Source organism: Pseudomonas sp. Pme6b (assembly GCF_058129925.1).
This window is the reverse complement of sequence record NZ_CM176704.1, coordinates 3434221-3458742: the sequence shown is the minus strand read 5'-3', so window position 1 is coordinate 3458742 and position 24522 is coordinate 3434221. Positions and strand designations below refer to the sequence as shown.

The 24522-nt window shown below is 57.3% G+C and carries 19 protein-coding genes and 2 pseudogenes; 5 read left to right on the top strand and 16 right to left on the bottom strand.

The annotated features are described in order from the left end of the window. Window positions 1–2: 2 nt before the first annotated feature. The 9 genes from AC4ANE_RS15600 to AC4ANE_RS15560 form a co-directional block, all read right to left on the bottom strand. Window positions 3–800, bottom strand: coding sequence for an amino acid ABC transporter ATP-binding protein (locus AC4ANE_RS15600; RefSeq protein ID WP_002553308.1), 798 nt, complete (start codon window positions 798–800; stop codon window positions 3–5). Next, the gene (gene ehuD, locus AC4ANE_RS15595; protein WP_002553309.1) at window positions 793–1443 is read right to left on the bottom strand and encodes an ectoine/hydroxyectoine ABC transporter permease subunit EhuD; all 651 of its coding nucleotides are present in this window, start codon (window positions 1441–1443) and stop codon (window positions 793–795) included. Before ehuD ends, AC4ANE_RS15600 begins: the two co-directional genes overlap by 8 nt. A gap of 3 nt (window positions 1444–1446) precedes the next feature. Continuing rightward, the gene (gene ehuC, locus AC4ANE_RS15590; RefSeq protein ID WP_460408392.1) at window positions 1447–2130 is read right to left on the bottom strand and encodes an ectoine/hydroxyectoine ABC transporter permease subunit EhuC; all 684 of its coding nucleotides are present in this window, start codon (window positions 2128–2130) and stop codon (window positions 1447–1449) included. Between the two features lie 57 nt (window positions 2131–2187). After that, on the bottom strand, window positions 2188–3060 hold the full coding sequence (gene ehuB, locus AC4ANE_RS15585; RefSeq protein ID WP_002553311.1) for an ectoine/hydroxyectoine ABC transporter substrate-binding protein EhuB: 873 nt from the start codon (window positions 3058–3060) through the stop codon (window positions 2188–2190). Between the two features lie 243 nt (window positions 3061–3303). Further along, window positions 3304–4947: a dipeptide ABC transporter ATP-binding protein gene (locus tag AC4ANE_RS15580; protein ID WP_002553312.1), complete on the bottom strand. Its 1644-nt coding sequence runs from the start codon at window positions 4945–4947 to the stop codon at window positions 3304–3306. Beyond that, on the bottom strand, window positions 4944–5876 hold the full coding sequence (locus AC4ANE_RS15575) for an ABC transporter permease (RefSeq protein WP_002553313.1): 933 nt from the start codon (window positions 5874–5876) through the stop codon (window positions 4944–4946). Before AC4ANE_RS15575 ends, AC4ANE_RS15580 begins: the two co-directional genes overlap by 4 nt. A 4-nt stretch (window positions 5877–5880) precedes the next feature. After that, complete coding sequence (locus AC4ANE_RS15570) at window positions 5881–6831, bottom strand: ABC transporter permease (RefSeq protein WP_002553314.1); 951 nt, start codon at window positions 6829–6831, stop codon at window positions 5881–5883. Further along, a complete protein-coding gene (locus AC4ANE_RS15565; protein WP_002553315.1) occupies window positions 6828–8459 on the bottom strand; it encodes an ABC transporter substrate-binding protein in 1632 nt (543 codons plus the stop codon). The genes AC4ANE_RS15570 and AC4ANE_RS15565 overlap by 4 nt, the downstream gene beginning before the upstream one ends. A gap of 447 nt (window positions 8460–8906) precedes the next feature. Further along, window positions 8907–9809: a LysR family transcriptional regulator gene (locus AC4ANE_RS15560; RefSeq protein WP_002553316.1), complete on the bottom strand. Its 903-nt coding sequence runs from the start codon at window positions 9807–9809 to the stop codon at window positions 8907–8909. 139 nt (window positions 9810–9948) lie between these two features. Between AC4ANE_RS15560 and AC4ANE_RS15555 the strand changes: the two genes are divergently transcribed. Then, complete coding sequence (locus AC4ANE_RS15555; RefSeq protein WP_002553317.1) at window positions 9949–11046, top strand: NADH:flavin oxidoreductase; 1098 nt, start codon at window positions 9949–9951, stop codon at window positions 11044–11046. 16 nt (window positions 11047–11062) lie between these two features. Here the strand turns inward: AC4ANE_RS15555 and AC4ANE_RS15550 are convergent, their stop codons facing one another. Both AC4ANE_RS15550 and AC4ANE_RS15545 read right to left on the bottom strand, forming a co-directional pair. Continuing rightward, the gene (locus tag AC4ANE_RS15550; RefSeq protein ID WP_002553318.1) at window positions 11063–11719 is read right to left on the bottom strand and encodes an NAD(P)H-binding protein; all 657 of its coding nucleotides are present in this window, start codon (window positions 11717–11719) and stop codon (window positions 11063–11065) included. An 81-nt stretch (window positions 11720–11800) separates the two neighbouring features. After that, entirely contained in the window at window positions 11801–12874 is a 1074-nt protein-coding gene (locus AC4ANE_RS15545; RefSeq protein ID WP_005734249.1) for an acyltransferase family protein, read from the bottom strand. Between the two features lie 501 nt (window positions 12875–13375). Between AC4ANE_RS15545 and AC4ANE_RS15540 the strand changes: the two genes are divergently transcribed. Then, window positions 13376–13801, top strand: coding sequence for a VOC family protein (locus AC4ANE_RS15540; protein ID WP_002553320.1), 426 nt, complete (start codon window positions 13376–13378; stop codon window positions 13799–13801). Window positions 13802–13859: 58 nt separating this feature from the next. Here AC4ANE_RS15540 and AC4ANE_RS15535 read toward each other — a convergent pair. From AC4ANE_RS15535 to AC4ANE_RS15525, 3 genes and pseudogenes are all read right to left on the bottom strand, one after another. Then, window positions 13860–14734, bottom strand: a pseudogene (locus tag AC4ANE_RS15535) (LysR family transcriptional regulator). A gap of 124 nt (window positions 14735–14858) precedes the next feature. Continuing rightward, window positions 14859–16711 (bottom strand): annotated as a pseudogene (locus AC4ANE_RS15530) (ABC transporter ATP-binding protein). A 101-nt stretch (window positions 16712–16812) separates the two neighbouring features. Then, complete coding sequence (locus AC4ANE_RS15525) at window positions 16813–17439, bottom strand: TetR/AcrR family transcriptional regulator (protein WP_002553323.1); 627 nt, start codon at window positions 17437–17439, stop codon at window positions 16813–16815. A 110-nt stretch (window positions 17440–17549) separates the two neighbouring features. On the opposite strand from AC4ANE_RS15525, the gene AC4ANE_RS15520 reads away from it, so the two are divergent. Beyond that, complete coding sequence (locus tag AC4ANE_RS15520) at window positions 17550–18737, top strand: MFS transporter (protein ID WP_002553324.1); 1188 nt, start codon at window positions 17550–17552, stop codon at window positions 18735–18737. Between the two features lie 106 nt (window positions 18738–18843). Here AC4ANE_RS15520 and AC4ANE_RS15515 read toward each other — a convergent pair whose 3' ends face one another. Further along, window positions 18844–19536 carry a hypothetical protein gene (locus tag AC4ANE_RS15515; RefSeq protein WP_002553325.1) on the bottom strand — a complete coding sequence of 231 codons (693 nt, stop codon included), beginning with the start codon at window positions 19534–19536 and terminating at the stop codon, window positions 18844–18846. 238 nt (window positions 19537–19774) lie between these two features. On the opposite strand from AC4ANE_RS15515, the gene AC4ANE_RS15510 reads away from it, so the two are divergent. Together AC4ANE_RS15510 and AC4ANE_RS15505 are read left to right on the top strand one after the other, a co-directional pair. Then, window positions 19775–21358 carry a GGDEF domain-containing protein gene (locus tag AC4ANE_RS15510; protein ID WP_460408998.1) on the top strand — a complete coding sequence of 528 codons (1584 nt, stop codon included), beginning with the start codon at window positions 19775–19777 and terminating at the stop codon, window positions 21356–21358. Window positions 21359–21489: 131 nt separating this feature from the next. After that, window positions 21490–23109: a methyl-accepting chemotaxis protein gene (locus AC4ANE_RS15505; protein ID WP_002553327.1), complete on the top strand. Its 1620-nt coding sequence runs from the start codon at window positions 21490–21492 to the stop codon at window positions 23107–23109. A 226-nt stretch (window positions 23110–23335) separates the two neighbouring features. Here the strand turns inward: AC4ANE_RS15505 and AC4ANE_RS15500 are convergent, their stop codons facing one another. Then, window positions 23336–24250, bottom strand: coding sequence for a LysR family transcriptional regulator (locus AC4ANE_RS15500; protein ID WP_002553328.1), 915 nt, complete (start codon window positions 24248–24250; stop codon window positions 23336–23338). Between the last annotated feature and the right edge of the window lie 272 nt (window positions 24251–24522).

Sequence of the window (24522 nt, the reverse complement as noted above, 5' to 3'; positions counted from 1 at the left end):
AATCAGCGCTGCTCCACCAACTGCAAAAACCTTCGGGTTCGCTCGTTTTGCGGATTCAGCAGAATTTCGCCCGGGGTGCCGTCTGCCACGATGCGGCCGCCCTCCATGAACAGCACTCGGTCAGCGATGTCCTGAGCGAATTTCATCTCGTGGGTAACCAGTAACATGGTCATCTGAAATTCGTGGGCAATCGAGCGAATCACCGACAGCACCTCGCCGACCAGCTCCGGGTCGAGCGCCGAGGTAACTTCATCGAACAACATGACCTGCGGGCGCATGGCCAGAGCTCTGGCAATCGCTACACGTTGTTGCTGACCACCGGAAAGCTGGCTCGGATAGGCATCGGCCTTGTGTGCAAGCCCGACCAGCCCCAGGTATTGATGCGCGCGTTCAAGGGCCTCTTCGCGAGGCAGTCTGAGTACCCGTAACGGCGCTTCGGTGACATTTTCCTGCACGGTGAGGTGAGGGAACAGGTTGAACTGCTGGAACACCATGCCAACCCGATGCTCTACCGGGGCTCTGCGTGAGCCAGGCCATTGCCATTGGACCTTGCGCGCCGGCACGGTTTTGCCAGCGACCTCAATACTGCCTTGCTGGTAGGTTTCCAGGCCCTTGATGAGGCGCAGTACGGTTGATTTTCCCGAGCCGCTGGGACCGATCAATGCGACTTTCTGGCCTTGAGGAATGCTCAGGTCGAGGTGATTGATGATCCGGTTACGGGCGAAGTCCTTGACCACTTGTTTCAACTGTATCTGCGCGGCAGTGACAGACGGGATTGCGGTGTGTGCAAGATCAGACATGGCTGCGCCTTTCCAGGTATTTGAACAGCAACGAGGTCGGCACACTGATCGCTAGAAACATCAGCGCCATTACCGTGTACGGTTCGTTGTAACGGTAGGTCATGCCAGCGATCTGCTTGGCAGCCTGAAACAGTTCGGGGATGGTGATCACCGCCAGCAGCGGCGTTTCCTTGAACATGCCGATCAGGTAATTGCCGAGCACCGGCAGCATGGGTTTCAACGCCTGCGGCAGGATAATGCGCCGCCAGGTGTCGCTACGACTGAAGTCCAGCGCGCGTGCGGCTTCCCATTGCCCGGCAGGGATGTCATCGATGGCACCGCGATACGCTTCGGCAATGTAAGCCGCGTAATAGCAGCCAAGGCCGATCACGCCAGTGGTGATCGCCGGGAAGGTGATGCCCGCCAGCGGCAGCGCAAAGAACAGCACATACAGCTGGACCATCAGCGGCGTATTACGAAAAAAGCTCAGGTAGCCTTTGCTCAGGCGATGCACGACGGTTATCTGCGAGCGCAATGTCAGGGCCAGGATCAGACCGAGCAACACTGCGAGCAAGAACCCAAGCACCACGACCTGCACGGTCACCAGCAAGCCCTGAAACAGCTCCGGCAGAATCGACCAGGCGAATGCGATATCAAACTCCATCGTTCATCCCCTTGCCGTGCGCCACGCGGTGGCGTGCTGCTCATAACGCTTGACCAGCCAGCTCAATGGCCAGGTCATCACGAAGTAGCAGACCAGCACGATGCTCCAGATCAGCGTTTGCTGGCCCAGCGTGGTTATCAATTGACTGCCGGTAAAGGTCAGGTCGGTGAGGGTAATGAGGGAAACCAGTGAGGTGGTTTTCAGCAGCTCGACCAATTGGTTGCCCGTCGGCGGGATCATGAACGGCAGGGCCTGCGGCAGAATGATTCGCCGAAACGCGCTTATCGGCCCGAAATCCAGCGCACGCACAGCGTCACGTTGACCCTGGCTGACGTTGATCAGTGCCGAGCGAATGATTTCCGCGCCATACGCCGAAAACGTCAGCCCCAGCCCCAGCACACCCGTGGTCATGGGTGACAGGCGAATGCCGAACAGCGGCAGGATGAAGAACAGATAAAACAGCAACACCAATGCCGAGATGCCACGCAGCACTTCGACATATACCGTGGCGAACCAGCGTAACGCCCTGAATGGCGACAGGCGCATCAGGGCGATTACAAACGAGAGCACCAGCACCAGCACCAGCAGTTCAGCAAGCACAGTGATCTGCAGGGTGATCCAGGCGCCGTGGGCCAGTTGTCTGGCAATGAAACCTGCGGTTCCCAGTGTTGCAGCATCAACAGGCATGGCCGTACTCGTGTGGGTCAGGGCCGTTTACTGCGCGCCCTTGCGGGACGGGGCAGATCATGGGTTGCAGCGTTGGGCTGCGGTGATGGCCGGGTCAGCCAGTTCGTTTTCGGTGTAGCCGTACTTCTGCAGGATTTTCAGCAGCTCGCCCGACGCCCGGAGTTTGGCCAGTTGTTCGTTGAAAGCCTGTTCGAAGGCCGGATCGTTTTTTGGCAGGCCGTAGGCGTGGTAATTCCAGCCCGGTTTGCCACTGGCGTCCGGAATCTGCTCGAAAGGCAAGGCGCGCTCGATGTCCGGACTGTTGGCTTTCTTGATCAGACTGATGACTTCGGCATCCGGGAAATACACCACGTCCACGCGACCCGCCTGCAAGGCGGCCAATGCCTCGGTGTCCTTGTCGAACAACACCACGTTGCCGTTGGCGATACCGCTGTCTTTGGCTTCCTGAACCTGATTGCTGCCAGGTTGCGTGGCCAGGCGCACCTTGGCGTTGCTGGCGACGTCCTTGAGGCTGTGCAGGTTCAGCGGGTTGCCGGTTTTGACAATGAACGCACCGCCGGATCGCGTCACCGGGTTGGAGAACGCGATGACCTTGCAGCGATTCGGATTGATGAACAGGCCTGCACCGATCAAGTCGAAACGACCTGCTGCCAGACCCGGCACCAGCGAACCGAAGTCAGTGATGGGCGTCTCGATCTGCTTGATGCCCAGCGGTTCGAGAATCGCACGCAGTATCTCTACGTTGGCCCCGGTCGCTTTGCCATCGGTGCCGATGTAGGCATAGGGCTGTTCGTTGGCGATGCCAGCGGTCAAGCCGTCAGTGCGGCCTTTTTCCAGCAGTCCGGCCAGGGCGGGAAACGAAATAACGGCATTCAGCAACAGCGCTGAACCCATCAGGGCTGGGAACGACAGGGGGTTGATGCCTTTCATTGCGGGTGCTCGAAGTAGGGGGATAGGGGCTTCTTGCTGATGCGGCCTGAACATGCGAGTCAGGTGCGCAACTTGGCCTGGTCTTGCCTGCATCCTGCTTCGGCAACGTTTGGTGCATAAGATGAAACTCTATAGCTATTAAAAAGATAATTTAAATATCGATAAGGAATATGCATATGCGCAGTCGCCGACGCCATGGACTCCAAACGTCGTGCGACCAATTGATGTAAGCCCAGGTATTTGTCAGTGCATCCCTGTTTGTAACTCCAGACGCCGGCCAGGTATCGCAGCAATCAACTCCTGGGTGTAAGCCGCTTCAGGTCTGGCAAAAACATCCTCGGCCAGACCCTGCTCGACGGTCTTGCCATGCTTGAGCACCAGTACCTGGTGGGCAACGCTGGCGACTACTGCAAGGTCGTGGGACACCAGCACGTAGGCGATGCCGGATTCGGATTGCAGTTCGACCAGCAAGTCGAGAATCTGCGCCTGCACCGATACGTCCAGCGCCGAAACCGGCTCGTCGAGTAGCAGCAGATCCGGTTGCAGGGCCAGCGCTCTGGCAATCGCTACGCGCTGACGCTGGCCACCGGAAAGCTCACGGGGCAGCCGGTCCAGATACGCTATGGGCAAGTGCACTCTCTCGATCAACTGTCGCGCGGCCTGCTCCAGTTCGCGGCCTTTGAGCAGGCCGAACGAGACCAGTGGCTCGACGATGCTTTCGAATAGCGTGAAGCGTGGATCGAGGGCTGCGAAAGGGTTTTGCTGGACCAGCTGGATGCGCCGCCGTAGCGGTCTGAACTCGCGCCAGCCCAGGTCGGTGACATCCTGGCCGTCCAGCAAAACTCGCCCGTGCGTGGGTTTTTCCAGGCCCAGAGCAATGCGCAGCGCAGTACTTTTGCCAGAACCGGACTCGCCGACGATGGCCAGGGTCTGGCCGGGATAAACCTTAAAGTTGACGTCCTGCAAAGCCTGGAAGTCTGTGTCTTCACCTTTCACGTAGGGCAGGCGATAGGTCTTGCCGATGTTGCTCAGGGTCAGCAGAGGTGTGTCGCTGTTCGCGACCGGGCGCACTGTTGCCGGGCTCTTGCGCTGGCCGAAAGCCGGTGCTGCCGCGATCAGTGCGCGGGTATAGGTATGGCGCGGTGTGATGAGTATCTGTTGCGGCGGGCCTTGTTCGACCAACTCGCCCTTGTTCATTACCAGCACACGGTCAGCACGATCGGCAGCCACGCCAAGATCGTGGGTAATGATCAGCAGGGAAATGCCACGCTCGGCCACCAGACGTTGCAGGTGATCGAGGATCTTGCGTTGCACTGTCACGTCCAGAGCGCTGGTGGGCTCATCGGCGATGATCAGGCGCGGATTGCCCGCCAGCGCGATGGCGATCAGCACGCGCTGGCGCATGCCACCGGACAGTTCGTGCGGATACTGGCGGGCGCGCAATACCGGCTTGTCCAGACCGACCTGCTGCAGTAATTCCAGCACATCGGCATCCACTGCCGGGTAACGCCGGCCGTGGGCTTGAATCAGTGCTTCGGCAATTTGCCGGCCGATGCGCAGGGTAGGGTTGAGGCCGACCATCGGGTCTTGCGGCACCAGACCGATCACGCTGCCGCGAACCCGACGTTTTTCTCGCTCGGAAGCTTGGCTCAGGTCGTGACCATCGACGTGCAGCTCGCCGCCTGTGATGGTCGCGTTGTCTGGTAACAGGCCGAGTATGGCGTTGGCCAGGGTCGACTTGCCGGACCCGGATTCACCGACAATTGCCACGGTTTCGCCCCTGGCCACCTGAAACGAGACGCCGCGCACGGCCTGGTTGGTCTGGCCGTCGAAACGGTAGGCGACACTCAGATGACGAATGTCGATCAGTTGGGCGGTATCGGTCATCGTTGAGTCTCTTCCAGAGTGCGGGCGATGTGGTTGAAGCTGAACACTACGCCAACCACGAACAGGCCCGGCAGCAGCGACACCCAGGGCGCGGTCATCAGGAAGTGACGACCATTGGCGATCAGCGTGCCCCATTCGGCAGCCGGTGGTTCGGCACCAAAGCCGAGGAAACTCAGCCCGGCAGTCGCCAGAATCGCTGCACCGAAATCCAGTGTGGCAAGCACCGCCACCGGGCCCCAGGCGTTGGGCAGGATGTGGCGCAGCAGGGTTCGCGTCCAGCTTGCACCGCCCAGCCGCGCGGCCTCGACGTAAGGCAGGGTCTTGACGCGCAATACTTCGGCGCGGGTGGTGCGCGCGAATCCGGGGATGATCCCCACACCGACCGCAATGGCCACCGGAAGGGTGCCGAAACCGATGGCGGTGACAATCGCCAGCGCCAGTAACAGGCCGGGCAGGGCCAGCAATACATCGATCAGGCGCATGATCACTGCATCGATGCGCCCGCCTGCAAAACCGGAAATCACCCCCAGGCTCAGGCCACCGGCCATGGCGATGCCCACCGCCAGCAATGCGGCTTGTACCGACAGGCTCGATCCGTGTACCACGCGGGTGTAGAGATCACGGCCCAGTTCATCGGTGCCGAACCAGTGCGCGGCATTTGGCGCGGTGAGCTTTTCGCTGGGCGAGGTGGCGTAAGGCGCGTAGCTGCTCAGCAGGTTGGGTGCCAGCGCGGCCAGTAATGCAAAGGCGACCATTGCCACCGCGAGCAGAAACCCCGGACGACGCAGCAGGGGCTTGGCGGCCTCTACGGCGCGACTCAGGTTGCTACGCCGCCGCCATTGCGCGGCGGGGGCGGTTTTGCCGGAAAGGCTTTGACTGGAATCAACAAGGCGGGTCAGGCGCGCAAGGCGGTTGTCGAAGATAGTCATGGCGTCAGGAGACCTTTGGCGTGTGGGCGATGCGCGGATCCAGCGCGGGGTACAGCAGGTCAACGATCAGGTTGATCACGACGAAAGCAGCTGCCGAGACCGCAACGATGGCCAGCACCACCGGAATGTCCTGGCGCAGCACGGCCTCCTGGGCAAGACGACCGACCCCGGAGCGGGCGAAAATGGTTTCCACCAGCACGGCACCGGACACGGTGTTGCCCACTTGCAGACCGATCAGCGTCAACAGCGGCAAGGCAGCGTTCTTGAACGCATGGCGGGCCTGAACCTGGGCGCGAGTGAGGCCCTTGGCGTAGGCGGTAATGATGTATGGCTCTTTCCAGACGCCCTGAAAGCCGCGTTGTAAAACCTGCGCGTACACTGCAGCACTGGGGATCGCCAGTGTGACAGCGGGCAATATCAAGCTGGAAAAGCCCTGATTGCCGGTCGCTGGAAACCAGCCAAGGCTGAATGCGAACAGCTGAATAAACAACAGGCCCATCCAGAATACCGGTACTGAGAAGCCCAGCGACGGCAGCCGGGACAAGGCGACCTTCAACGGCTGCCAGCGCACGTAGGCGGTGAGGTAAGCCAGCCCGACGCCACCGATCAGCGACAGAACAATGGCCAGCCCCGCCAGGCTCAGGGTTTGCGGCAAACGTTCGACCAGCAGTTCCGAAACCGGACGATTGAGTGTCAGCGAATTGCCGAAGTCCCCCTGAACAGCGCCCCACAGCAGGTCGACATATTGCTCGAAGACGCCTCGGTCCAGCCCGTAATAGAGCTTGGCTTGAGCCAGGTCCTGCGCGGACAGGGAGTCGATTTCGACACCTGAGGCGCTGAGCATGATCGACAAGGTATCGCCGGGCAGCAGATACAGAATGAAGTAGGTGATGCTGTAGGCACCCCAGAGTACCAGCAGCGCCTGGGCGATCCGGCTGAGGATATAACGGCTCATGGCGCTGCGATCTCGATATCGTTGAACAGCGCAAAGCCTTCCGCCGTCCAGTGGAAGTTACGCACGTTTTTCGCCGTGGCGGCTTGCCAGACCCGCTCGTAGACCGGGAATGCCGAACCTTCATCGATCAGCAGGTCCTGCAGGTCGCCATAGGCTTTTGCGCGTTGTTCGCTGCGCGTGGCGGTCAGCCCGGCGTCAAACAGTTCCAGGGCTTTGGGCAGCGTTTGCGGTGCGTAAAGGTTGGTCGCCAATGTCGAACTGTTGGCGCTACGCGGGTCGATGATGGTCTGCAGGATGATCGGGTCGGCGCGGGTCATGTAGGTGGACGTCAGGTCATAATTGCCTGCCGCATTGGCAGCTGCCCATTCGGCGGTGGTCACCACGTTGAGCTTGAGCTCGATACCCACTTTGCGCAGCTGATCCTGAATCAGCACATCACCAGCGGTTTCAGCGGGGGACAGGTTGTAGGCCAGCTTCAGTCGTTTGCCGTCCTTGTACCGATAGCCGTCGGCGTTCTTCTGCCAGCCGGCTTCGTCGAGCAAACGCTCTGCACCCTGAGGGTCATAGGCCAGTCTGTCGGCCTGATTCTTGTAAAACGGCGTGGTGACGTCGTAGATACCCGACACCGCCGGAAATTGCGGGTTGTAGACAGTGGCGGCGTAGGTCTTGCGGTCGATGGCTTTTTGTAGCGCCAGACGCACATTGCGGTCAGCGAGGATGCGATTGCCGCGCGTGTTGGGGTACATATTCAGGGCCGGCCCTGGCAGCGAGCGGCTCTGGATAGTCGCGCCCCTGGATTTGAACAGGTTCAGGTCCACTTCGGAAAACGGGTTGCGTGGCCAGAGGATGTCCACCTGGCCCTGAACGAACTGGCCGTTGCGCACGCTCTCTTCCGGAACGTAACTGACCTCGACCGCATCCAGATGCGCCTCGCCCCTGTTCTGCGCATTGGCCGATGGCCATGCATAGCCCTTGCGTTTGATCAGGCGCAAACCGCTTTCAGGGGTGTAGCGCTCCAGCACGAATGGCCCGGTGCCGATGATTGCACCCAGCGAGCGTTCCTTGACGCTGAGTGTGTAGGACTCCGGGGCAAGAATGGCGAGGTTGGTGGTTGAGGTGGCTTGCAGAAAGCCCGCATTTGGCGTGGCCAGCACCAGTTTGACAGTGAAATCGTCGACGACTTCGGCGTGGTCGTAACCCTTCAGGTAGGTCGCGCCAAAGGTTGCAGGCAATTGCACGGCAAACGCTTTATTGCTGTCGTAGGCGGTCTTCACGGCCTGTGCGTCGAAGCGCGTGCCATTGCTGAACGTCACATCCTTGCGCAAGTGGAAGGTGTACTCCAGCGCGTTTTCACTGACGTCCCAGCGTTCTGCCAGCCAGGGAATGATAGTGCCGGTCTGTGGGTTCTGATCGGTCAGCGACTCGGCGACATTACGCAGCACCACGCGGTGCTCCAGCCAATACACCTGGAACGGATCAAGGCTGACCAGCGTGGTGTTGTCTCTGAAGAAAGCTACTTTAAGCGTCTTGCTTGCCTGGCCTTCTTGCCCAGAGGGCGAGCAGCCGAGCAGGGTGAGGGCAGTAATGACGGCGAATAACAGGCGTGCAAGAAGAGGGCGCACGGTCATCGCGCTGTCCTCCGATATACGAATCTGTAGGCGAAAGTCGAAGGTTGAGTGCGGTGCATGGAAAAGTCCTCTTCAAGTCGAGCGCAGCGATCCGGCTGGTTTTAAGACCGTATTCTTATGTAAGGAGGCTGTAAAAGTATTTTTTCTTATAAGCTAATATAGGTTTTTATGATTTATTTGATAGTTTATTATGCTTTATAGGTATTTTATGGCGCTTGGTTAATGTCTGCGGTGTAGGTTCGCAGCGATTCCAGAGAGAAGCGTGGTGGAACCTGTTCTTTCCTGATCGCCACACATTGCTGATTTTGCGGGTGAGTCAGCCCGCAGCATCAGGGCGCGCAGGCGAATCCAGCAGCGGAATTGTCGCTGAGTATCCTGATCACGCAGCCCATGCAGGTCTGATTGCAGTGGATGGTTTGCGAACCGGCTTGATGCCGGTTCGTTCGTTTACAAGGTGGCTCCCGCCGCGCCTGCCTTGCTCTTGAGCGCTGCTTCAAGGCGGTCAATGAACAGGCGCACCCTGTGAGGAACGCGCTGGCGTGTTGGCAGCACTGCCGTGACAGACAGCTGTTCGGGCATGGCATCTTCGAAGTCCACCTGCTGAAGGCTGCCTTCGTTGATTTCCTGTCGGACATCCCAATAGGTCAGCATGGCCAGTCCCATACCTTGTTTACATGCCGTGCGCACGGCCTCGACGCTGTTGGCAGAGAAGGGGCCCTGAGCGCGAATGGTGATGGGCTCGCCGTTTTTTGTGAACGACCACCAGGGCATTGCGTGCAAGGCAATGCACGGGTGGTGTCTGAGTTCCTCCAGTAGCGCTGGTTTGCCGTGCCTCGCCAGGTAGTCTGGGCTTGCACACACCACCCGTGGGTTGGGTGCCAGCGATCTGGCCACCAGAGCGGAGTCACGTATCGTGGCGATCCGAATGGCGACATCAATGCCCATCCCGACAATGTCCACGATGCTGTCCGACAACGTCAGGTCGATACTCAGGGCGGGATTCTCCTGCATCAATACCGGCAGTAGCGGCATGATCACGGTCTGACCAAACACGCTGGGCGCGGTGACCCGCAACACGCCACTGGCTGTACCGGTATCGCCTTTCAGCGTGGCGCGGGCAGTTTCGCTGGCGTGCAGCATGGTTTTGGCGTGTGGCAGAAACACTTCGCCCTCTGGCGTCAGTGATACCGAGCGGGTTGTACGGTGAAACAGCCTGACCCCCAGGTCGTTTTCCAGCGCAGCCAGACGTCTGGAGATTGCCATCGGTGACAACCCGAGTCGACGCGCCGCTTCCGACAGGCTTCTGCTGGAAGCAATGGCTGCGAACACCTCTATATCAGATATTTGCACGGATTCTATCCATTTTCGTTAAAGCGCCTTATCTGAACGGCCGGGTTCCAATGGTCTTCGCCAGCCCTTACCGTTGCCGCAGGTTCTGTCCATGACTGCGGGCAATTCGCAGGCGATCTGCACAGTGAGGGTTTGAAGTATGAGCGAGATAAACAAACACGTTACAGCCCCGTTCGACATGGGTCATCTCAAACTTAAGAACAGGTTTGCGGTGGCACCCATGACACGCGTGAGCGCGGACGAGCAGGGCAGTGCAACGCAGAACATGACGCGCTATTACGAGCGGTTCGCCAAGGGTGGTTTTGGCCTGATCATCACCGAGGGCAACTATACAGATCGCAGTTCTTCCCAAGGCTACCGCTTCCAGCCCGGGCTCACCGATGACGAGCAGGCTCAGGCATGGCGTGCCACGACCAATGCTGTGCACCGGCATGGCAGTGTCATGATTGCGCAGCTCATGCACGCAGGCGCACTCAGCCAGGCCAATCGCTTCGTCAGCGAGTCGGCGGGCCCTTCGGCCATTCGTCCCAAGGGCGAACAGATGGCGTTCTATTACGGCGCGGGCAGCTATCGGATTCCGCGAGCCATGAGCGACAAGGATATCGCCGAGGCCATCGACGGGTTCGCCCGTGCCACGCAGCTGGCCTTAGGCACTGCGGGCTTTGACGGTGTCGAGATTCACGGCGCAAACGGTTATTTACTGGACCAGTTTCTGACCGATTACAGCAATCAGCGTACCGATCAATGGGGAGGTGATGTTGAGCAGCGCCTGCGCCTGACGCTCGATGTGATTGCCGAGGTGAAAAAAGTGGCCGGGCAAGCCCCGGTCGGTGTGCGCCTTTCACAAGGCAAGGTCAACGATTTTCAACATAAATGGGCGGGAGGCGAGCGCGATGCCGAGATCATTTTCGGTGCGCTGGCAGATGCCGGAGTCGATTACATTCATGTGACGGAACACGAGGCATGGCAACCTGCTTTTGCCCAGGGTGACGCCAGCCTGATCAAACTGGCCCGTCGCTACGCGCCCGATGTTGCGCTGATCGCCAATGGCGGCTTGCACGACCCGGAAAAAGCCGAGCAGGTGCTGCGCGAGGGCGCTGACATCATCGCCGTGGGCAAGGGCGCCCTGGCAAACCCGGACCTGCCGCGGCTGCTGCTCGAAGGCCGAGCAGCCCGCGACTTTGATCCTGCCCTCCTCGGACCGATCGCCAACATCAAGGACAGCGAACTGGTCTGATTGCTTCTGATGAGTATCAGCGCTTGCTCAGCGTGCTTAATGCCAAGTCGATAGGCGTTGCGCCCTGGGTCAGTTCGATGATCTGCCGGGATATACCGGGTCGTTCGACCAGAGCAGCCAGGACGGCGGCTACGTCGTCGCGTGGTATTTCGCCATAAGCAATGGCCAGGCCTGCGCTGACCTTACCGCTGCCCTGGCTGTCGACCAGGGTGCCCGGTCTGAGAATCACCCAGTCCAGTTCTGAAGATGCCAGATACACATCGGCCTGTTTTTTAACCCGCATGTAATTCTCGAAACCGGCTGAAGTGTCTGTGCCGCGCGCAGCTTCAGGAAATGCCGACACCAGCAGGAAGCGATTTGCCTTGGCAAGCACCGCGGCTGCCACGGCGGTCTCAAGGCCCTTGCCATCAATGGCATTGGTCAGCTCGATGCCCGCGCCGCCGGCCCCGGCGGTGAAAACTACCACGTCGCTGCCTGCCATCAAACTCGCCAGTCGAGACGCATCCAGCTCGCTGAGGTTGCCGAGCAAGGGCAGGGCGCCGGTCTCTTTTATGGCCGCTGACTGCTCTTCCTTGCGGTGCAGTGCGAGCACTTCGTGACCGTTGTCGGCAAGGTTTTTTACAAGGCGTCGGCCGATCTTTCCGGCGGCACCGATGACGAAAACTTTTGACATGAGATCTTCCTCGCGCACGCTTGGCGGGCTTGAAATTTCGTGCTCTGAGACATCCTGAATAAGTATACCCATTGCAGAGCGTCAGTTGGTATACGGTTTTAGCCGAGCAGATAAAGCACTGGCGACTTTTTTACCGACCTTGATTGATGGCTTTTCAATCCACTTAAACATGACTGATGCCATAACGATACTGGCAGTGATCGACAGGATGAACACACCTGATTTCTCAGTGGGTGATGCATTTTTGGACATGAGTTGAGTCAAAAAAACCATCAGAGAGAAATGTACAAGATAGAGTGAGTAGGAAATATCACCGAGGAAAATCAACGTACGATTGCTACCTGCTTCAGAGCGATAACTGAGCATGATCACCGCCGTCATAATAGTCGCGGCTAGCCAGAATCCGCCGCTGATGCCATAGGCCTGCGGGCCGATAAAGCCGGCACTTATTGTTGCAAGCAAGAGCACCAGTCGCATGAATTTTCGTCCGAAAGGTGTTAGCAGGGGCAGTGTGTTCGCGAGAGTTAATTCGGCCAGCATCATGCCGAAGATGAATTCAAAAGCAATGGTGTTGCTAATCAGTTTAATCCAGGCCTGCCACCAGTGTATGACCACAATCGCTGGCGTTGACTGTGATGAGAAGTCAAACTGATCATTATAATAAAGTTGAAAGCCTACCGAAGACATGACAAAAACAAGGGCGCAGATATAGCTGCGGTAACGATAGCTGATGCTCATGGAAATAGTGAATATGAGGTAGAACATGATCTCGTATGACAGCGTCCAGGGTGGCCCCAATACGCTGAAACCAAAAGAGGGAGCCGGAAGACTGTAGTCCAACAGGCAAAAATAGAGGGTGCATGCCATCTGGTGAAGTGCTTTTTCTGGATAAACAAATAGATAGGAAAGCAGCCAGACGATAAAGAAAACCGGCCATATACGAAAGAGGCGTTTGACGATAAATGATATCGGTCTTTCAGTGGTCTGGTAAGTAATAAAAGTCATAATAAACCCACTGATGATAAAGAAAATATCCACGCCCAGTAGTCCAGGTATATGTTTTATCCAACCCTCCCCCAACAAAAAAACGTTATGGGACAGAACGACAAGTAGCGCGGCGAATCCACGCAAATACTGTAACGAAACTATTCTCATTGACTGTATTCCCATCATTGATCGGGAGGAACATCGAAGGCGGATTTGAAAACAGGAAATAGCTGCGAGTGGATCAAGGTATTGGAAATACCGATCACCCCATGGCTGGAAAACCCTGTCCATATTCCAGTAATAGATCTCTCTTTGACCATTGCAGGCGAGTTGCATCAAGCCACCTCGCTCATCGATCCGTCTACTGTCAGAAATGACAGTTACCGCGTTTTTTTGATCAGTGGTCGCGAGACACTCAGTAATCCATATCCTGCGCAATCGGGGGCACCGGCCGTGCTGAATGCCTCTACGAGGCCGACGGCTTCGTCACGAGCGATCTGGTGGTTACCGCGCAGGTTATTGACAAAAATAATTTGTGCTTATGAAAAATTTATATTGATTTATTTTAGGTTGGCGTGGCTTTAGCATGAAGCTACCTTGAAAAAGCCGTCGGGCAGGGATCGTATCGTCCGACCTCATAAGCCAATAAGAGCTGTAATCGGAGTCCTGATGAGTCTTTCTCCTTTCCATCTTGCAATCCCTGTTTACGACCTGGCCGCGACACGTGCCTTTTACGGCGAAGTGTTCGGTCTTTCCGAAGGACGCTCCAGCGCACAGTGGGTCGATTTCGACTTCTACGGCCACCAGTTGGTGATCCACGAGCACCCGAAAACCGCTTCTCAAGAAAGTGTTCACAGCAACCCGGTGGATGGTCACGACGTACCTGTTCCGCACTTCGGCATCATTCTGGAATGGGGCCAGTGGGAGGCCCTGGCGGAACGCTTGAAATCCTTCGGCACCGAGTTCGTCATCGAACCCTACATTCGATTCAAAGGGCAGGTGGGTGAACAGGCGACCATGTTCCTGTTCGATCCCTGTGGTAATGCCCTTGAGTTCAAGGCCTTCAAGGACATGAGCCAGCTCTTCGCAAAATGATAAAAGGCCTGGCGCGCAACATTGCGCCAGGCCTCTTGAGTGATCAGCAAGTCCTGAGTCAGTGCTTGTTCAGGGCCTGCTGGTTAATCAGTTCGACCAGCGCTTGCACAGGCTCGCTCAGGCTGCGACGAGCGCGATGTACCAGCCCGATATCACGATGAAACGTGTGTTGTTGCAAATCGATGGAACGCACACCAGCAGGCCAGTCCTGACTGCTCGCGGTTTCTGGGACCAGTGCGACACCCACGCCATTGGCCACCAGTTTGATGATCGCATCCAGTTCATCGAGCTCGCATACTTCACGCAGGGAGACATGGGTTTGTCGCAGGAACCGGTCAACCTGACGGCCGCCAAACGACGATCGGTCATAGCGGATGAATGGGTGAGCTGAAACCAGCTCCGACCAGTCATCCCCAAGCGTATCGGCAGGGACGATAAGGCGATAGGGTTCGCTCACCAATGTGGTCCATCGCAAGTCACTGTGCAGCGAGAAGGGTGGGCGAATGATTGCGGCCATGTCGATCTCGCCAGCGTCCACCTGATTGACCAGATCCATGGACAGCCCCGGGATGACACGCGTCCTGCACGCGGCGAATCGTTGGTGAAACTCGGCAAGCGCCTGCGGCAGAAATGAGCGCTGTACAGAGGCAATCGCGCCGATAGTCACCAATACGTTAGCGGGCAACCCCACCGTTGCAGTGCCCAGGGCGTTGAATTGGCGCACCAGGTCCTGCCCCTGTAACAGCACCTGTTGGCCCATTCGGTTGAGTTGGGCTGAGCGTCCTTTTCGGTCAAACAGCTCGACACCGAGTTCCGCCTCCAGACGTTGCATCTGCGCACTGACGGCGGCCTGGGTGAGTCCTATCTTGCTACCGGCAGCCGCAAAAGTCCCTTCTCTGGCCACGGCAATAAAGTTTTCAGTTCTTTGATCATGATCAAATAATAATTGTATTTTTACTGAAAATGCATTTATTAAATTTGTTATTGGCGGGTTGTCCCGCCCGTATGTGAGCGATCACGAATGGCGACAGCCATTGCGGACCGCTCACACTTATACCTACTCCATGGCCTCGGTCAAACCATGATCTTCGCCGAGAAATCCGCCGCTCTGGTGATGCCACAGCCGCGCATAGGTGCCGTTCTTGCCGAGCAGTTCGGCATGGGTGCCTTGCTCGATGATGCGACCGTCGTCCATGACAATGAGCCGGTCCATGGCTGCGATGGTAGACAGGCGATGGGCGATGGCGATCACGGTCTTGCCTTTCATCATTTCATCGAGGCTTTCCTGAATAGCCACTTCGACTTCCGAGTCCAGCGCGCTGGTGGCCTCGTCCAGCAGCAGGATCGGCGCGTTCTTGAGCATCACCCGGGCAATCGCGACACGTTGACGCTGACCGCCCGACAGCTTGATGCCACGCTCACCCACCAGGGTGTCGTAGCCGCTATTGCCCTGCTTGTCGCTCAGTTGGCTGATGAACCCATCGGCCTGGGCACTGGCCGCCGCGCTGTGGATTTGCGCATCAGTCGCGTCGGGACGGCCATAGGCGATGTTGTCGCGAATGGAACGGTGCAGCAGGGACGTGTCCTGAGTGACCATGCCGATGGCGCTACGCAGGCTGTCCTGGGTGACATGCGCAATATTTTGCCCGTCGATGCTGATCGCTCCTTCGTCCAAGTCATAGAAGCGCAACAGCAGGTTGATGAGTGTGGACTTACCGGCGCCGGAGCGACCCACCAGGCCGATTTTTTCACCTGGACGAATGCTCAGGTTCAGCGCATCGAGCACCTGGCGTTCGCCGTTGTAATTGAAACTCACATTATCAAAGGTTACCGCACCACCCGTAGTGACCAGGGCGGCTGCATCCGGCGCATCCTGAACCTTGGGGCCGCGGGTCAAGGTTTCCATACCGTCCTGTACAGTGCCAATGTTCTCGAACAGCGAGGTCATTTGCCACATGATCCAGTGCGACATGCCATTGACGCGCAACGCCATGGCGGTAATCGCCGCTACGGCACCGGTGCCAACCTGACCCTGGTGCCACAGCCACAGTGCATAACCACCTGCACCCATGATCAACGCGACCACCAATACCTGATTGACGATCTCGAACTGGCTGACCAGGCGCATCTGGCGAAAGCCGGTGAGCTTGAAGTCCTCCATCGCAGCGCGTGCGAAGTGCGCCTCACGTTTGGAGTGGGAGAACAGCTTCACCGTGGTGATGTTGGTGTAGGCATCCGAGATACGCCCGGTCATCGATGAGCGCGCGTTAGCCTGCTCCTGTCCGACTTTGCCCAGGCGAGGCACGAAATACAGCATGGCCAGACCGAACAGGGCGATCCAGGCAATGAAAGGCAGCATCAGCTTCAGGTCGAAGCCGCCGGCCAATGCAATGATCGCGATGAAGTACACCCCGATTCCGGGTGCGATTTCGATGAGGGTGAACAGCACCTCACGCACCGACAGGGCCGTCTGCATCACCTTGGTAGTGACACGGCCAGAGAATTCATCGGAGAAAAAAGAAAGGCTTTGGCGCAACATCAACCGATGGAAATCCCAGCGCAGCCGCAATGGCAGGTTGATCGCCAATACCTGGTGCTGCACCATCGTACGCAACGCCACCAGCCCGATGCTGGTCAGCAATACCAGACCGATGCCCCACAGCACGCTACTTTCCTGCATGGCCGTCGCGTCGCCGGCCTTCCACGCCGACAGCAGGTCCACGACCTGTCCGAGGAAAGAAAACAGCCACGCTTCGTAAATCGATACGCCGGCACTCAATAGCGCAAGCGCCAGGAATAGCCACGAGCCCCCCGTGTGCAGGCCCAGAGAAACCGCACCAGACCGTCAGGAGGCGGCGGCACTTCGTCGGGCGGGAAGGGGTCGAGCCATTTTTCAAACGCGCGAAGCATGGTGGTCTCCGAAAGGATTTAGTGAAGATTCTGGCATTGGACGCCTATGCACAATGCGTCGAGGCATTACCAGGGAATGCAGAGGTTTCTGAGCTCACGGGTCATTGGTCGTCGGCAACACTACGCATGCTATCCCACAGTCCCATCATTTGAGTGACTGCAGCATCCAGTGTGGCATATGGAACACCGTCGCGAGCCAGTGTAGACAAGCCCAGAAGAAAACTGTCGAACGCAGCAGCGAGGGTCTCCGGTATCACCGTCGCGGGCAGCTCCCCTGCGGCAACGGCGCGGTGGATGCAGGCAACGATACCCGCACGATTCAGGTTCCGGGCTTTTGCGAGCGGTTCGGAAATAGCCTTGCTCTCTTCCGTGCAAGCGCTCATCAGGCCTAACGCCACCAGGCATCCCTTGGGATGATCGGGCTCGCACTGCATTTTTGCGGACCGGCGAAGGGTAAGTTCAATCGCCTCCCTGGGCGGCAGAGTGTTGTCAAACAGGCTGTCGGTAACCCGACCGTGGGTGGCGAGGTAGCGCTCCATCACCTCATTGAACAGCGCCTGTTTCGAGCCAAAAGCGGCGTAAAAGCTTGGCGCGGTAATGCCTCCGCCTATGTTCGCCTTCAATTGGCTCAAGGATGTCGCATCGTATCCATGCTCCCAGAACAAATGCAGCGCCTGATTGATTGCCACGTCACGGTCAAACGTGCGCGGACGTCCCATCTTTGCCATGCCAGGTCTCCTTCAGAATCATTTAAATACTAGTCGATACATAAGTCATTGACTACCTTGGATGTCCTGCCTATATTTGTATCGATCAGTATATTAGTGGAGAGATTCGAATGACGGCAGACGAGAAACAGAGCGAAAAACTTCCGCTCGGGGCATTGCTGGCTTTGGCGATGACAGGGTTCATTTGCATCGTGACCGAGACGTTGCCTGCGGGTTTGCTGCCCGAAATCGGCAGTGGCCTGGGAGTCTCGGCATCGTTTGCAGGGCAAATGGTGACTGTTTATGCGTTGGGCTCACTGCTGGCAGCCATTCCGCTGACCATCGCTACGCAGAGCTGGCGCCGCCGAACAGTCTTGTTGCTGACGATTGTCGGCTTCCTGATATTCAATTCCGTCACTGCGCTGTCTTCCAGCTACTGGCTGACCCTGATCGCGAGGTTTTTCGCTGGTGTCTCTGCGGGGCTGGCCTGGAGCCTTATCGCGGGTTACGCACGACGTATGGTCGTCCCGCAATTGCAGGGCCGCGCGCTGGCGGTCGCGATGGTAGGAACGCCCATCGCGTTGTCATTGGGCGTGCCTCTCGGAACCTGGCTGGGCGGGTTGATGGGCTGGCGCATGGCATTCGGGTTGATGTCCGGAATGACCCTGCTGTTGATCATCTGGGTGCTGATCAAAGTGCCGGATTACCCTGGTCAGTCCGCTTCACAGCGCATGGCATTGCGTCAGGTCTTTTTCACCCCTGGCGTACGCTCGGTACTGGGAGTGGTCTTCACCTGGATGCTGGCTCACAACATTCTTTATACCTACGTCGCGCCGTTTGTTTCCGAGGCCGGGTTGGCGAGTGACGTTGATTTGGTATTGCTGACATTTGGTGTCGCCGCGCTGGCAGGCATCTGGGTAACGGGACGGCTGGTTGATCGTCATTTACGCAAGACCGTGCTGGCCAGCCTCGCGAGCTTTGCGGCGGTTTCGGTGTTCCTGGGCCTGTTTTCTGGCTCGGCCCTGGCCATCTATGGAGGCGTATTTATCTGGGGCCTGACCTTTGGGGGTGCCGCCACGCTTCTGCAAACCGCGCTCGCCGACTCGGCAGGTGAGGGCGCTGATGTGGCGCTTTCGATGAATGTCGTTGTCTGGAACAGCGCTATTGCAGGCGGTGGGCTACTGGGCGGCGTGTTGCTTGGGCAGTGGGGCGTGAGCTCGTTTACGTGGGTCTTGTTTGCATTATTAGTGCTGAGCCTGGTTATTGCGCTGCGTGCGCGGGCTCATGGTTTTGCGAGAGGCGATCGGCTGATGGAGTAAATCGGTGCCAGTGGCTGGAGACAACCACTGGACTTGCTCTTCGCTCAACACATGGTCGTCGGCGAGGCGAGCGCCATGGCGTTATCGCATCGCCGGCCGATCGTCATTACGCAATGCTGTAAGCGTTGAATGCCTTGCCCTGTTGCAGGGCGGTGACGATGTTTTTACGGGTCACCGGCAGTTCGCTGCCTTCATTGTCGACGAAGGTTGTTTCCTGCAGTTCGGCGGTGTCGCCTTCGCCGACAAAGGTGAAACCAAGGAACTCGAGGGCTTCGCGGTCGACATTAAGGTTGGAACGCGGGGTGCGTAACGGCAGGCTGACACTCTGGCCATCCTTGCTGATGGTGTAGACCTCGGCTTCCTTGCGGGCACGCGTCGTTTTGCTCTTGGCGGTATTGGGGTTGCTGATCGCCTGATGCGTCTGGTTCAGCACCTTGAGCGCCAGGCCGTAGACCAGTTCCTGAAATGCCGGGTCATTCTTGTAGCTGGACAGAATACGGCTGATCGGGAACTGCGTGCCAAGATCGGCCAGTGCTGCGCTGTCTGCCGCTTCGGCATCCTTGAGGCGTTTCAGTTGGCCCATCAGTTCGTAGGCTTTGTCGTCATCGTGCTCATCCTGCGCCAGACGAATGGCGGCACGCAGCTCACGGATTTCTTCGCTTTCCTTGGCGGTCTGGAACGCATCAAGCACCATCTCGCTGATGGTCTTGGCCTGCGGCACGTGCTGGGAAAGACCAATTGCGCTTTCGTATTCCAGCTTGGAGGAGGTCAGGGCTTCGTTGGTCTGGGAATCAGGCATTGAATTTCACTATTTCAGGTTTGAGGCATTTCAGGTTTGAGGCGCGAAAGGCTCAGGGCGTTTCGGGGGGCGTAATTTAGTGGAGCAACGCGAGGATGTCACGGACCATTAGCCAGGAGGTCCAGTCAGCACCTCGGCTTTGACCGAAGACAAGCAAGAAGTGAAGGCACTGGCCAGACCCGCTATCAGGGTACGAAAGATGCATGGAGCGTTCAAAAGTCAATTTGATGACGCACCCATGAAGCATGTTTATCGTCCCTCGGTCAGGCTCGCGCCTTCCATGCTCACCAAAGCACTGATTGGCTTTATTGCCCTGGTGTGTGTATCGCTGGTTTTGGCTACAGCCTGGCAGATGAACCAGTCCAGGCGTGAGCGTGTCGCTACCGCCACAATTACGGTTTCAAACATTGTTCTTGCTGCCGAGCAGCAAGCTCAGGATACGGTACGACAGGCTGATAATACGCTGCGTGATCTCGTGGAACGCGTGGAACACGATGGTGTAGAAGGGCCTCAGCAAGCTCGATTGGCGAAGCGAATGGCTCAGGACGTGTTGAACGTCAACGGCATTCAAGGGCTTTTTATCTACGATGCCCAAGGCAACTGGGTCGCCAACTCTTTTTCTCGAGGTATACAGTTAAAAAACAACAGCGACCGCGCGTACTTCGTCTATCACCGCGACAACGCCGACGAGTCCATCCACATCGGCTCCATCATTGAGAGCCGCAGCACGGGAGACAGGGTCATCCCGATCAGCCGACGTATCAATACTGCGGATGGCACATTTGCAGGTGTGGCTCTGGCGACTGTGCCTGTGCCTGTGGCCTATTTTCAATCATTCTTCAAACGCATGGATGTGGACGACAAGGGCGTTATTTTCCTCGCGCTGAACAATGGCGACCTGCTGGCTCGACGACCGACGCTGGCAGCATTGATGACCACCAATATCGCCAAAGGTGATCTTTTCACTCGCTATCTGCCATACAGCGACAGCGGCACCGCTGTGTTCAAGTCTGTAGTGGATGGCGTGGAAAGAATTTATGCCTATCGGCGGGTGTCCGGATTGCCCATCGTCGCCGCCGCTGGTGTGTCCTGCGAGTATGTATTCGCCCCTTGGTGGGCTTATGCATATCGATCCATGGCGCTGGTCGGCATGATCAGTTTGACCCTGGTTTTACTCGGCATCTTGTTATACAGGCAAATCCGACACCTGATCACTGCGGAAAATGAGTTGAGTGTCGCCAGAGCCGACCTCGAGATCATCGCCAGGACCGACAGTTTGACGCATCTGGCCAATCGGCGTTGTTTCGACGCTACCTTTCAACTGGAGTGGGAACGAGCTTCCAGAGATAACTCATCCATCGCCCTTATTTTGTTGGATATTGACTGGTTCAAACAATACAACGACTGCTACGGCCATCTGCGGGGCGACGACTGCCTAAGCCAGGTAGCGGGGCTTATCGGAAGCGGTATCAAGCGGCCTGGCGACCTGGCCGCACGATATGGCGGAGAAGAGTTTGTGATTCTGTTGCCTGGCACAGATTTAACAGGTGCTTTAAGCGTTGCCGAAGAGGTCAGGTTATCCATTGAAAACGCATTAATAGAGCACTCCGCCAGCCCGCTGGGCAACGTAACAATCAGCTCGGGCGTGGTGGCGATCAACGCACTCGAGACGGAGGGTTACACAGCGGCCCTGAGGGAAGCAGATCGACTTCTTTACTGCGCCAAAACCAGAGGTCGCAACTGCGTCGAGGGGCGGTCGATGGCCCATTCCACACGAAAGCAGTTCATAGGCCAGCCCGTTCTGGATTCAGGCCGCTGCTGAGTTGAGGTCTTGTAAAGTCATGACCGCTTTTTACCATCCAAAAGGTCTTTCGACGACGAGCTTAAAGTTTCCGGATTTGGGTCGATAGCCTCTTTAATATGTCAATAATAATTTAAAGGCAGGAATCTCGAATGCGCCTCCGAAACCTCAATTTAGCTCCCCGAGCTGCCTTGTTTTTCACGTCAATCATCGTATTGGTATTCGTGCTGGGGGTATTTGCAGTCCTGCAAATGGGCAAGCTCAGAGACGCCGAGAAAGACGTCGAACTCAATTGGATGGCCAGCATCCGCCAAACGGCGTTGATGAACACCACGATCCTTCGCCTGAGGCTCGAAACGCAGCGAGGCCTTGCTGATCCTCAATCCATTCAAAAGACTATTGAAAGCTTCGCTGGCTACCGTAAGGCATTCACCGAAGCGGTGGCGAACTATGAGCCCCTCATCGCCGATGAAAAGGAGCGATCGTTTTATATTCCGGTAAAAAATAGTGCTGATGCCTATGCCAAACAACTGGATATTCTTGAGCCTTTGATGAGACAGGGTGATATCGCGGCTGCGGTCAGCCTGGTGAGTACCAGCATCCGCCCTCTGACGAACACGATGGAGGTGCAGATCAAAGACCTCACCAACTTTAACAACGAAGGCGCTGCACGGGCCGGGCAAACTGCGACGGATCTCTATGAAAACGGCCTGTGGCTTGTTGTCGGCCTGATAGCGGGTGTCGTTATCTTGACGGTCGGTTTAGCATTACTGCTGACGAAAAGTATTACCTCCCCGATTAACGACGCGCTGTCTGTCGCTGAGCGCATCGCAGCCAGTGACCTCTCCAAAGAGGTCTTGGTAAGCGGGACCGATGAAGCGGGGAGACTGTTGAAAGCGCTCGCGCAGATGCAGGCAAACCTGCGCGCCACCATCATGCAGATATCCGATTCCTCTACTCAGTTGGCTTCTGCGTCTGAAGAGATGACGGCGGTTACCGAGGAGTCGAGTCGCGGCCTTGTTTCCCAGAACGATGAAGTCAATCAGGCAGCGACAGCGGTCACAGAAATGAGCGCTGCCGTTGATGAGGTCGCTCGTAATGCCGAGTCAGCCTCCGAAGAGTCCAAACGTACCCAAGGCTATACCGAGGTAGGTTTGGCGCGGGTGGCTCAGACGTTAAAGTCAATTCAAAAGCTGAACGGTAACGTTGAAAACACGAGCGAGCAGATTCAAGGGTTGTCAGACCGTGCTCAGAGCATCACCAAGGTTGTCGAGGTAATCAGGGCCATTGCAGAGCAAACCAACCTGTTGGCGTTGAACGCCGCCATCGAAGCCGCACGGGCGGGCGAGCAAGGCCGTGGATTTGCGGTGGTGGCTGACGAAGTAAGGGCTTTAGCCCATCGCACCCAGGTGTCTACTCAAGAAATCGAGCAGATGATTGCTGCCATTCAGAGCGATTCTGACCTGGCCGTGAAGGCAATGAATACGAGCAGAGACCTTGCGACCGAATCACTTGGCGTTGCCCAAGAGGCCAGTACCTCGCTGGATCAAATATCAACGGCCATTATTCAAATCAATGAACGCAACCTCATGATCGCGACCGCTTCTGAAGAACAGTCTCATGTCGCTCGAGAGGTGGACCGAAATCTGGTCAGCATTCGTGAGCTTACGACACAGAGTGCTGCTGGAGCCGCGCAAACCGCGAGTGCGTGCGGCGAAATGTCAAAGCTGGCGGTTAATCTGAATCAGTTGGTTAATCGGTTTGTTGTGTGAGAACGGTTTTGGGGGCTGTATCCAGTTCCAGCATGAACGCCTTGAGGAGTGGGTCTTCCACCGCAGGGCTTGATTGCTTGATCAAGTTACAGCCGCCCGTGTGTGCAGTGAGGTAAAGCATGTCCTCAGATGTGCCCCCCAGTGTAGAAATCCACTGGAAGTGAATTTAGCTTCATGGTTTGTGGAAAGGCAGACATGATCAGCTGAACGGCCTGCCTGCCGACGCCTAAAGACTATCCGGATCGCCAAAAAACATCTGAATCCGCGACCTCAACCAACGCTCCCCCGGATCATTATCCTGCGCCCCCCTCCAGGCCATGTGCAGCTCAAACGTACGCGTCTCGATCGGCAGGTCTTCAGACCGAACGCCCCCAGCGGCTGTTAGCACCTGCGCAGCATAGTCAGGCACGGTGGCGATGATGTCGGTGCCGGTCAGCAGTGTCGCCAGGCCATTGAACTGGGGCACGGCGAGGACGACGTGGCGTTTGCGGTCGATTTTTTCCAGGTGCTCGTCAATGAACCCGCTCAGGTCGCCGGCGAAGGAGACCAGTGCGTGGGGGCGGGCGCAGAAATCGTCGAGGCTCAAGGGGCCGGGTATCGAGTCGGCCCGCAGTAATTGCGGCTTGCTCCTGCGCAGAACCTTGCGCTTGGCGTTGGCAGGCAGGTCCTGAGTGTAGCTGACGCCGACCGAGATTTCACCCGAGGCCAGCAATGGCGGCATGAGGATGTAATTGACGCGTCTGACCACCAGCACAATCCCCGGAGCTTCGGAGCGCAGGCGTTTGAGCAGGGTGGGCAGCAAGGCAAACTCGACGTCGTCCGACAAACCGATGCGGAACACTGAAGTGCTGGTGGCCGGGTCGAACTCTGAAGCACGGCTGACCGCTGTCGAGATGGAGTCGAGTGCCGGGGAAAGCAGGCCGAATATTTCTGTGGCGCGGGCGGTGGGCTCCATGCTCCGTCCGGTACGCACGAACAGTGGGTCGTCGAACAGGCCACGCAGGCGAGAAAGTGCTGCGCTGATGGCTGGCTGGCCCAGAAACAGCTTTTCCGCCGCACGTGTAACGCTGCGCTCATGCATCAGGGTTTCGAAAACGATGAGCAGATTGAGGTCGACGCGACGCAGGTCGTTACGATTCATGCGGAATATCTCGGGCCATTTGTCGGTTGGGACGTGAGCAGGGTGCGATAGTACGAGCAAATGCGGGTTTGGCGCAGGGAAAATTAATGGCAAGGCCACGGAATGTCCACATGGCTTGCAATGTCTCGTCGACATGCGAACAATGGCGGCCATTACGCATCGTGGCTTCCAGACGCTTTCTGGCTGCGACATGCAGCTCACAGGACACAATCGATGACAGGCATGTCGACTATCAATAGCCACCGATAGTGTTCCCGGCAATGCCCGGATAA

What these genes read in the sequence shown, in the direction of transcription:
- AC4ANE_RS15600 (WP_002553308.1), bottom strand. Translation starts at nt 800, where the DNA reads ATGTCTGATCTTGCACACACCGCAATCCCGTCTGTCACTGCCGCGCAG.
- ehuD (WP_002553309.1), bottom strand. Translation starts at nt 1,443, where the DNA reads ATGGAGTTTGATATCGCATTCGCCTGGTCGATTCTGCCGGAGCTGTTT.
- ehuC (WP_460408392.1), bottom strand. Translation starts at nt 2,130, where the DNA reads ATGCCTGTTGATGCTGCAACACTGGGAACCGCAGGTTTCATTGCCAGA.
- ehuB (WP_002553311.1), bottom strand. Translation starts at nt 3,060, where the DNA reads ATGAAAGGCATCAACCCCCTGTCGTTCCCAGCCCTGATGGGTTCAGCG.
- AC4ANE_RS15580 (WP_002553312.1), bottom strand. Translation starts at nt 4,947, where the DNA reads ATGACCGATACCGCCCAACTGATCGACATTCGTCATCTGAGTGTCGCC.
- AC4ANE_RS15575 (WP_002553313.1), bottom strand. Translation starts at nt 5,876, where the DNA reads ATGACTATCTTCGACAACCGCCTTGCGCGCCTGACCCGCCTTGTTGAT.
- AC4ANE_RS15570 (WP_002553314.1), bottom strand. Translation starts at nt 6,831, where the DNA reads ATGAGCCGTTATATCCTCAGCCGGATCGCCCAGGCGCTGCTGGTACTC.
- AC4ANE_RS15565 (WP_002553315.1), bottom strand. Translation starts at nt 8,459, where the DNA reads ATGACCGTGCGCCCTCTTCTTGCACGCCTGTTATTCGCCGTCATTACT.
- AC4ANE_RS15555 (WP_002553317.1), top strand. Translation starts at nt 9,949, where the DNA reads ATGAGCGAGATAAACAAACACGTTACAGCCCCGTTCGACATGGGTCAT.
- AC4ANE_RS15550 (WP_002553318.1), bottom strand. Translation starts at nt 11,719, where the DNA reads ATGTCAAAAGTTTTCGTCATCGGTGCCGCCGGAAAGATCGGCCGACGC.
- AC4ANE_RS15545 (WP_005734249.1), bottom strand. Translation starts at nt 12,874, where the DNA reads ATGAGAATAGTTTCGTTACAGTATTTGCGTGGATTCGCCGCGCTACTT.
- AC4ANE_RS15540 (WP_002553320.1), top strand. Translation starts at nt 13,376, where the DNA reads ATGAGTCTTTCTCCTTTCCATCTTGCAATCCCTGTTTACGACCTGGCC.
- AC4ANE_RS15525 (WP_002553323.1), bottom strand. Translation starts at nt 17,439, where the DNA reads ATGGCAAAGATGGGACGTCCGCGCACGTTTGACCGTGACGTGGCAATC.
- AC4ANE_RS15520 (WP_002553324.1), top strand. Translation starts at nt 17,550, where the DNA reads ATGACGGCAGACGAGAAACAGAGCGAAAAACTTCCGCTCGGGGCATTG.
- AC4ANE_RS15515 (WP_002553325.1), bottom strand. Translation starts at nt 19,536, where the DNA reads ATGCCTGATTCCCAGACCAACGAAGCCCTGACCTCCTCCAAGCTGGAA.
- AC4ANE_RS15510 (WP_460408998.1), top strand. Translation starts at nt 19,775, where the DNA reads ATGAAGCATGTTTATCGTCCCTCGGTCAGGCTCGCGCCTTCCATGCTC.
- AC4ANE_RS15505 (WP_002553327.1), top strand. Translation starts at nt 21,490, where the DNA reads ATGCGCCTCCGAAACCTCAATTTAGCTCCCCGAGCTGCCTTGTTTTTC.
- AC4ANE_RS15500 (WP_002553328.1), bottom strand. Translation starts at nt 24,250, where the DNA reads ATGAATCGTAACGACCTGCGTCGCGTCGACCTCAATCTGCTCATCGTT.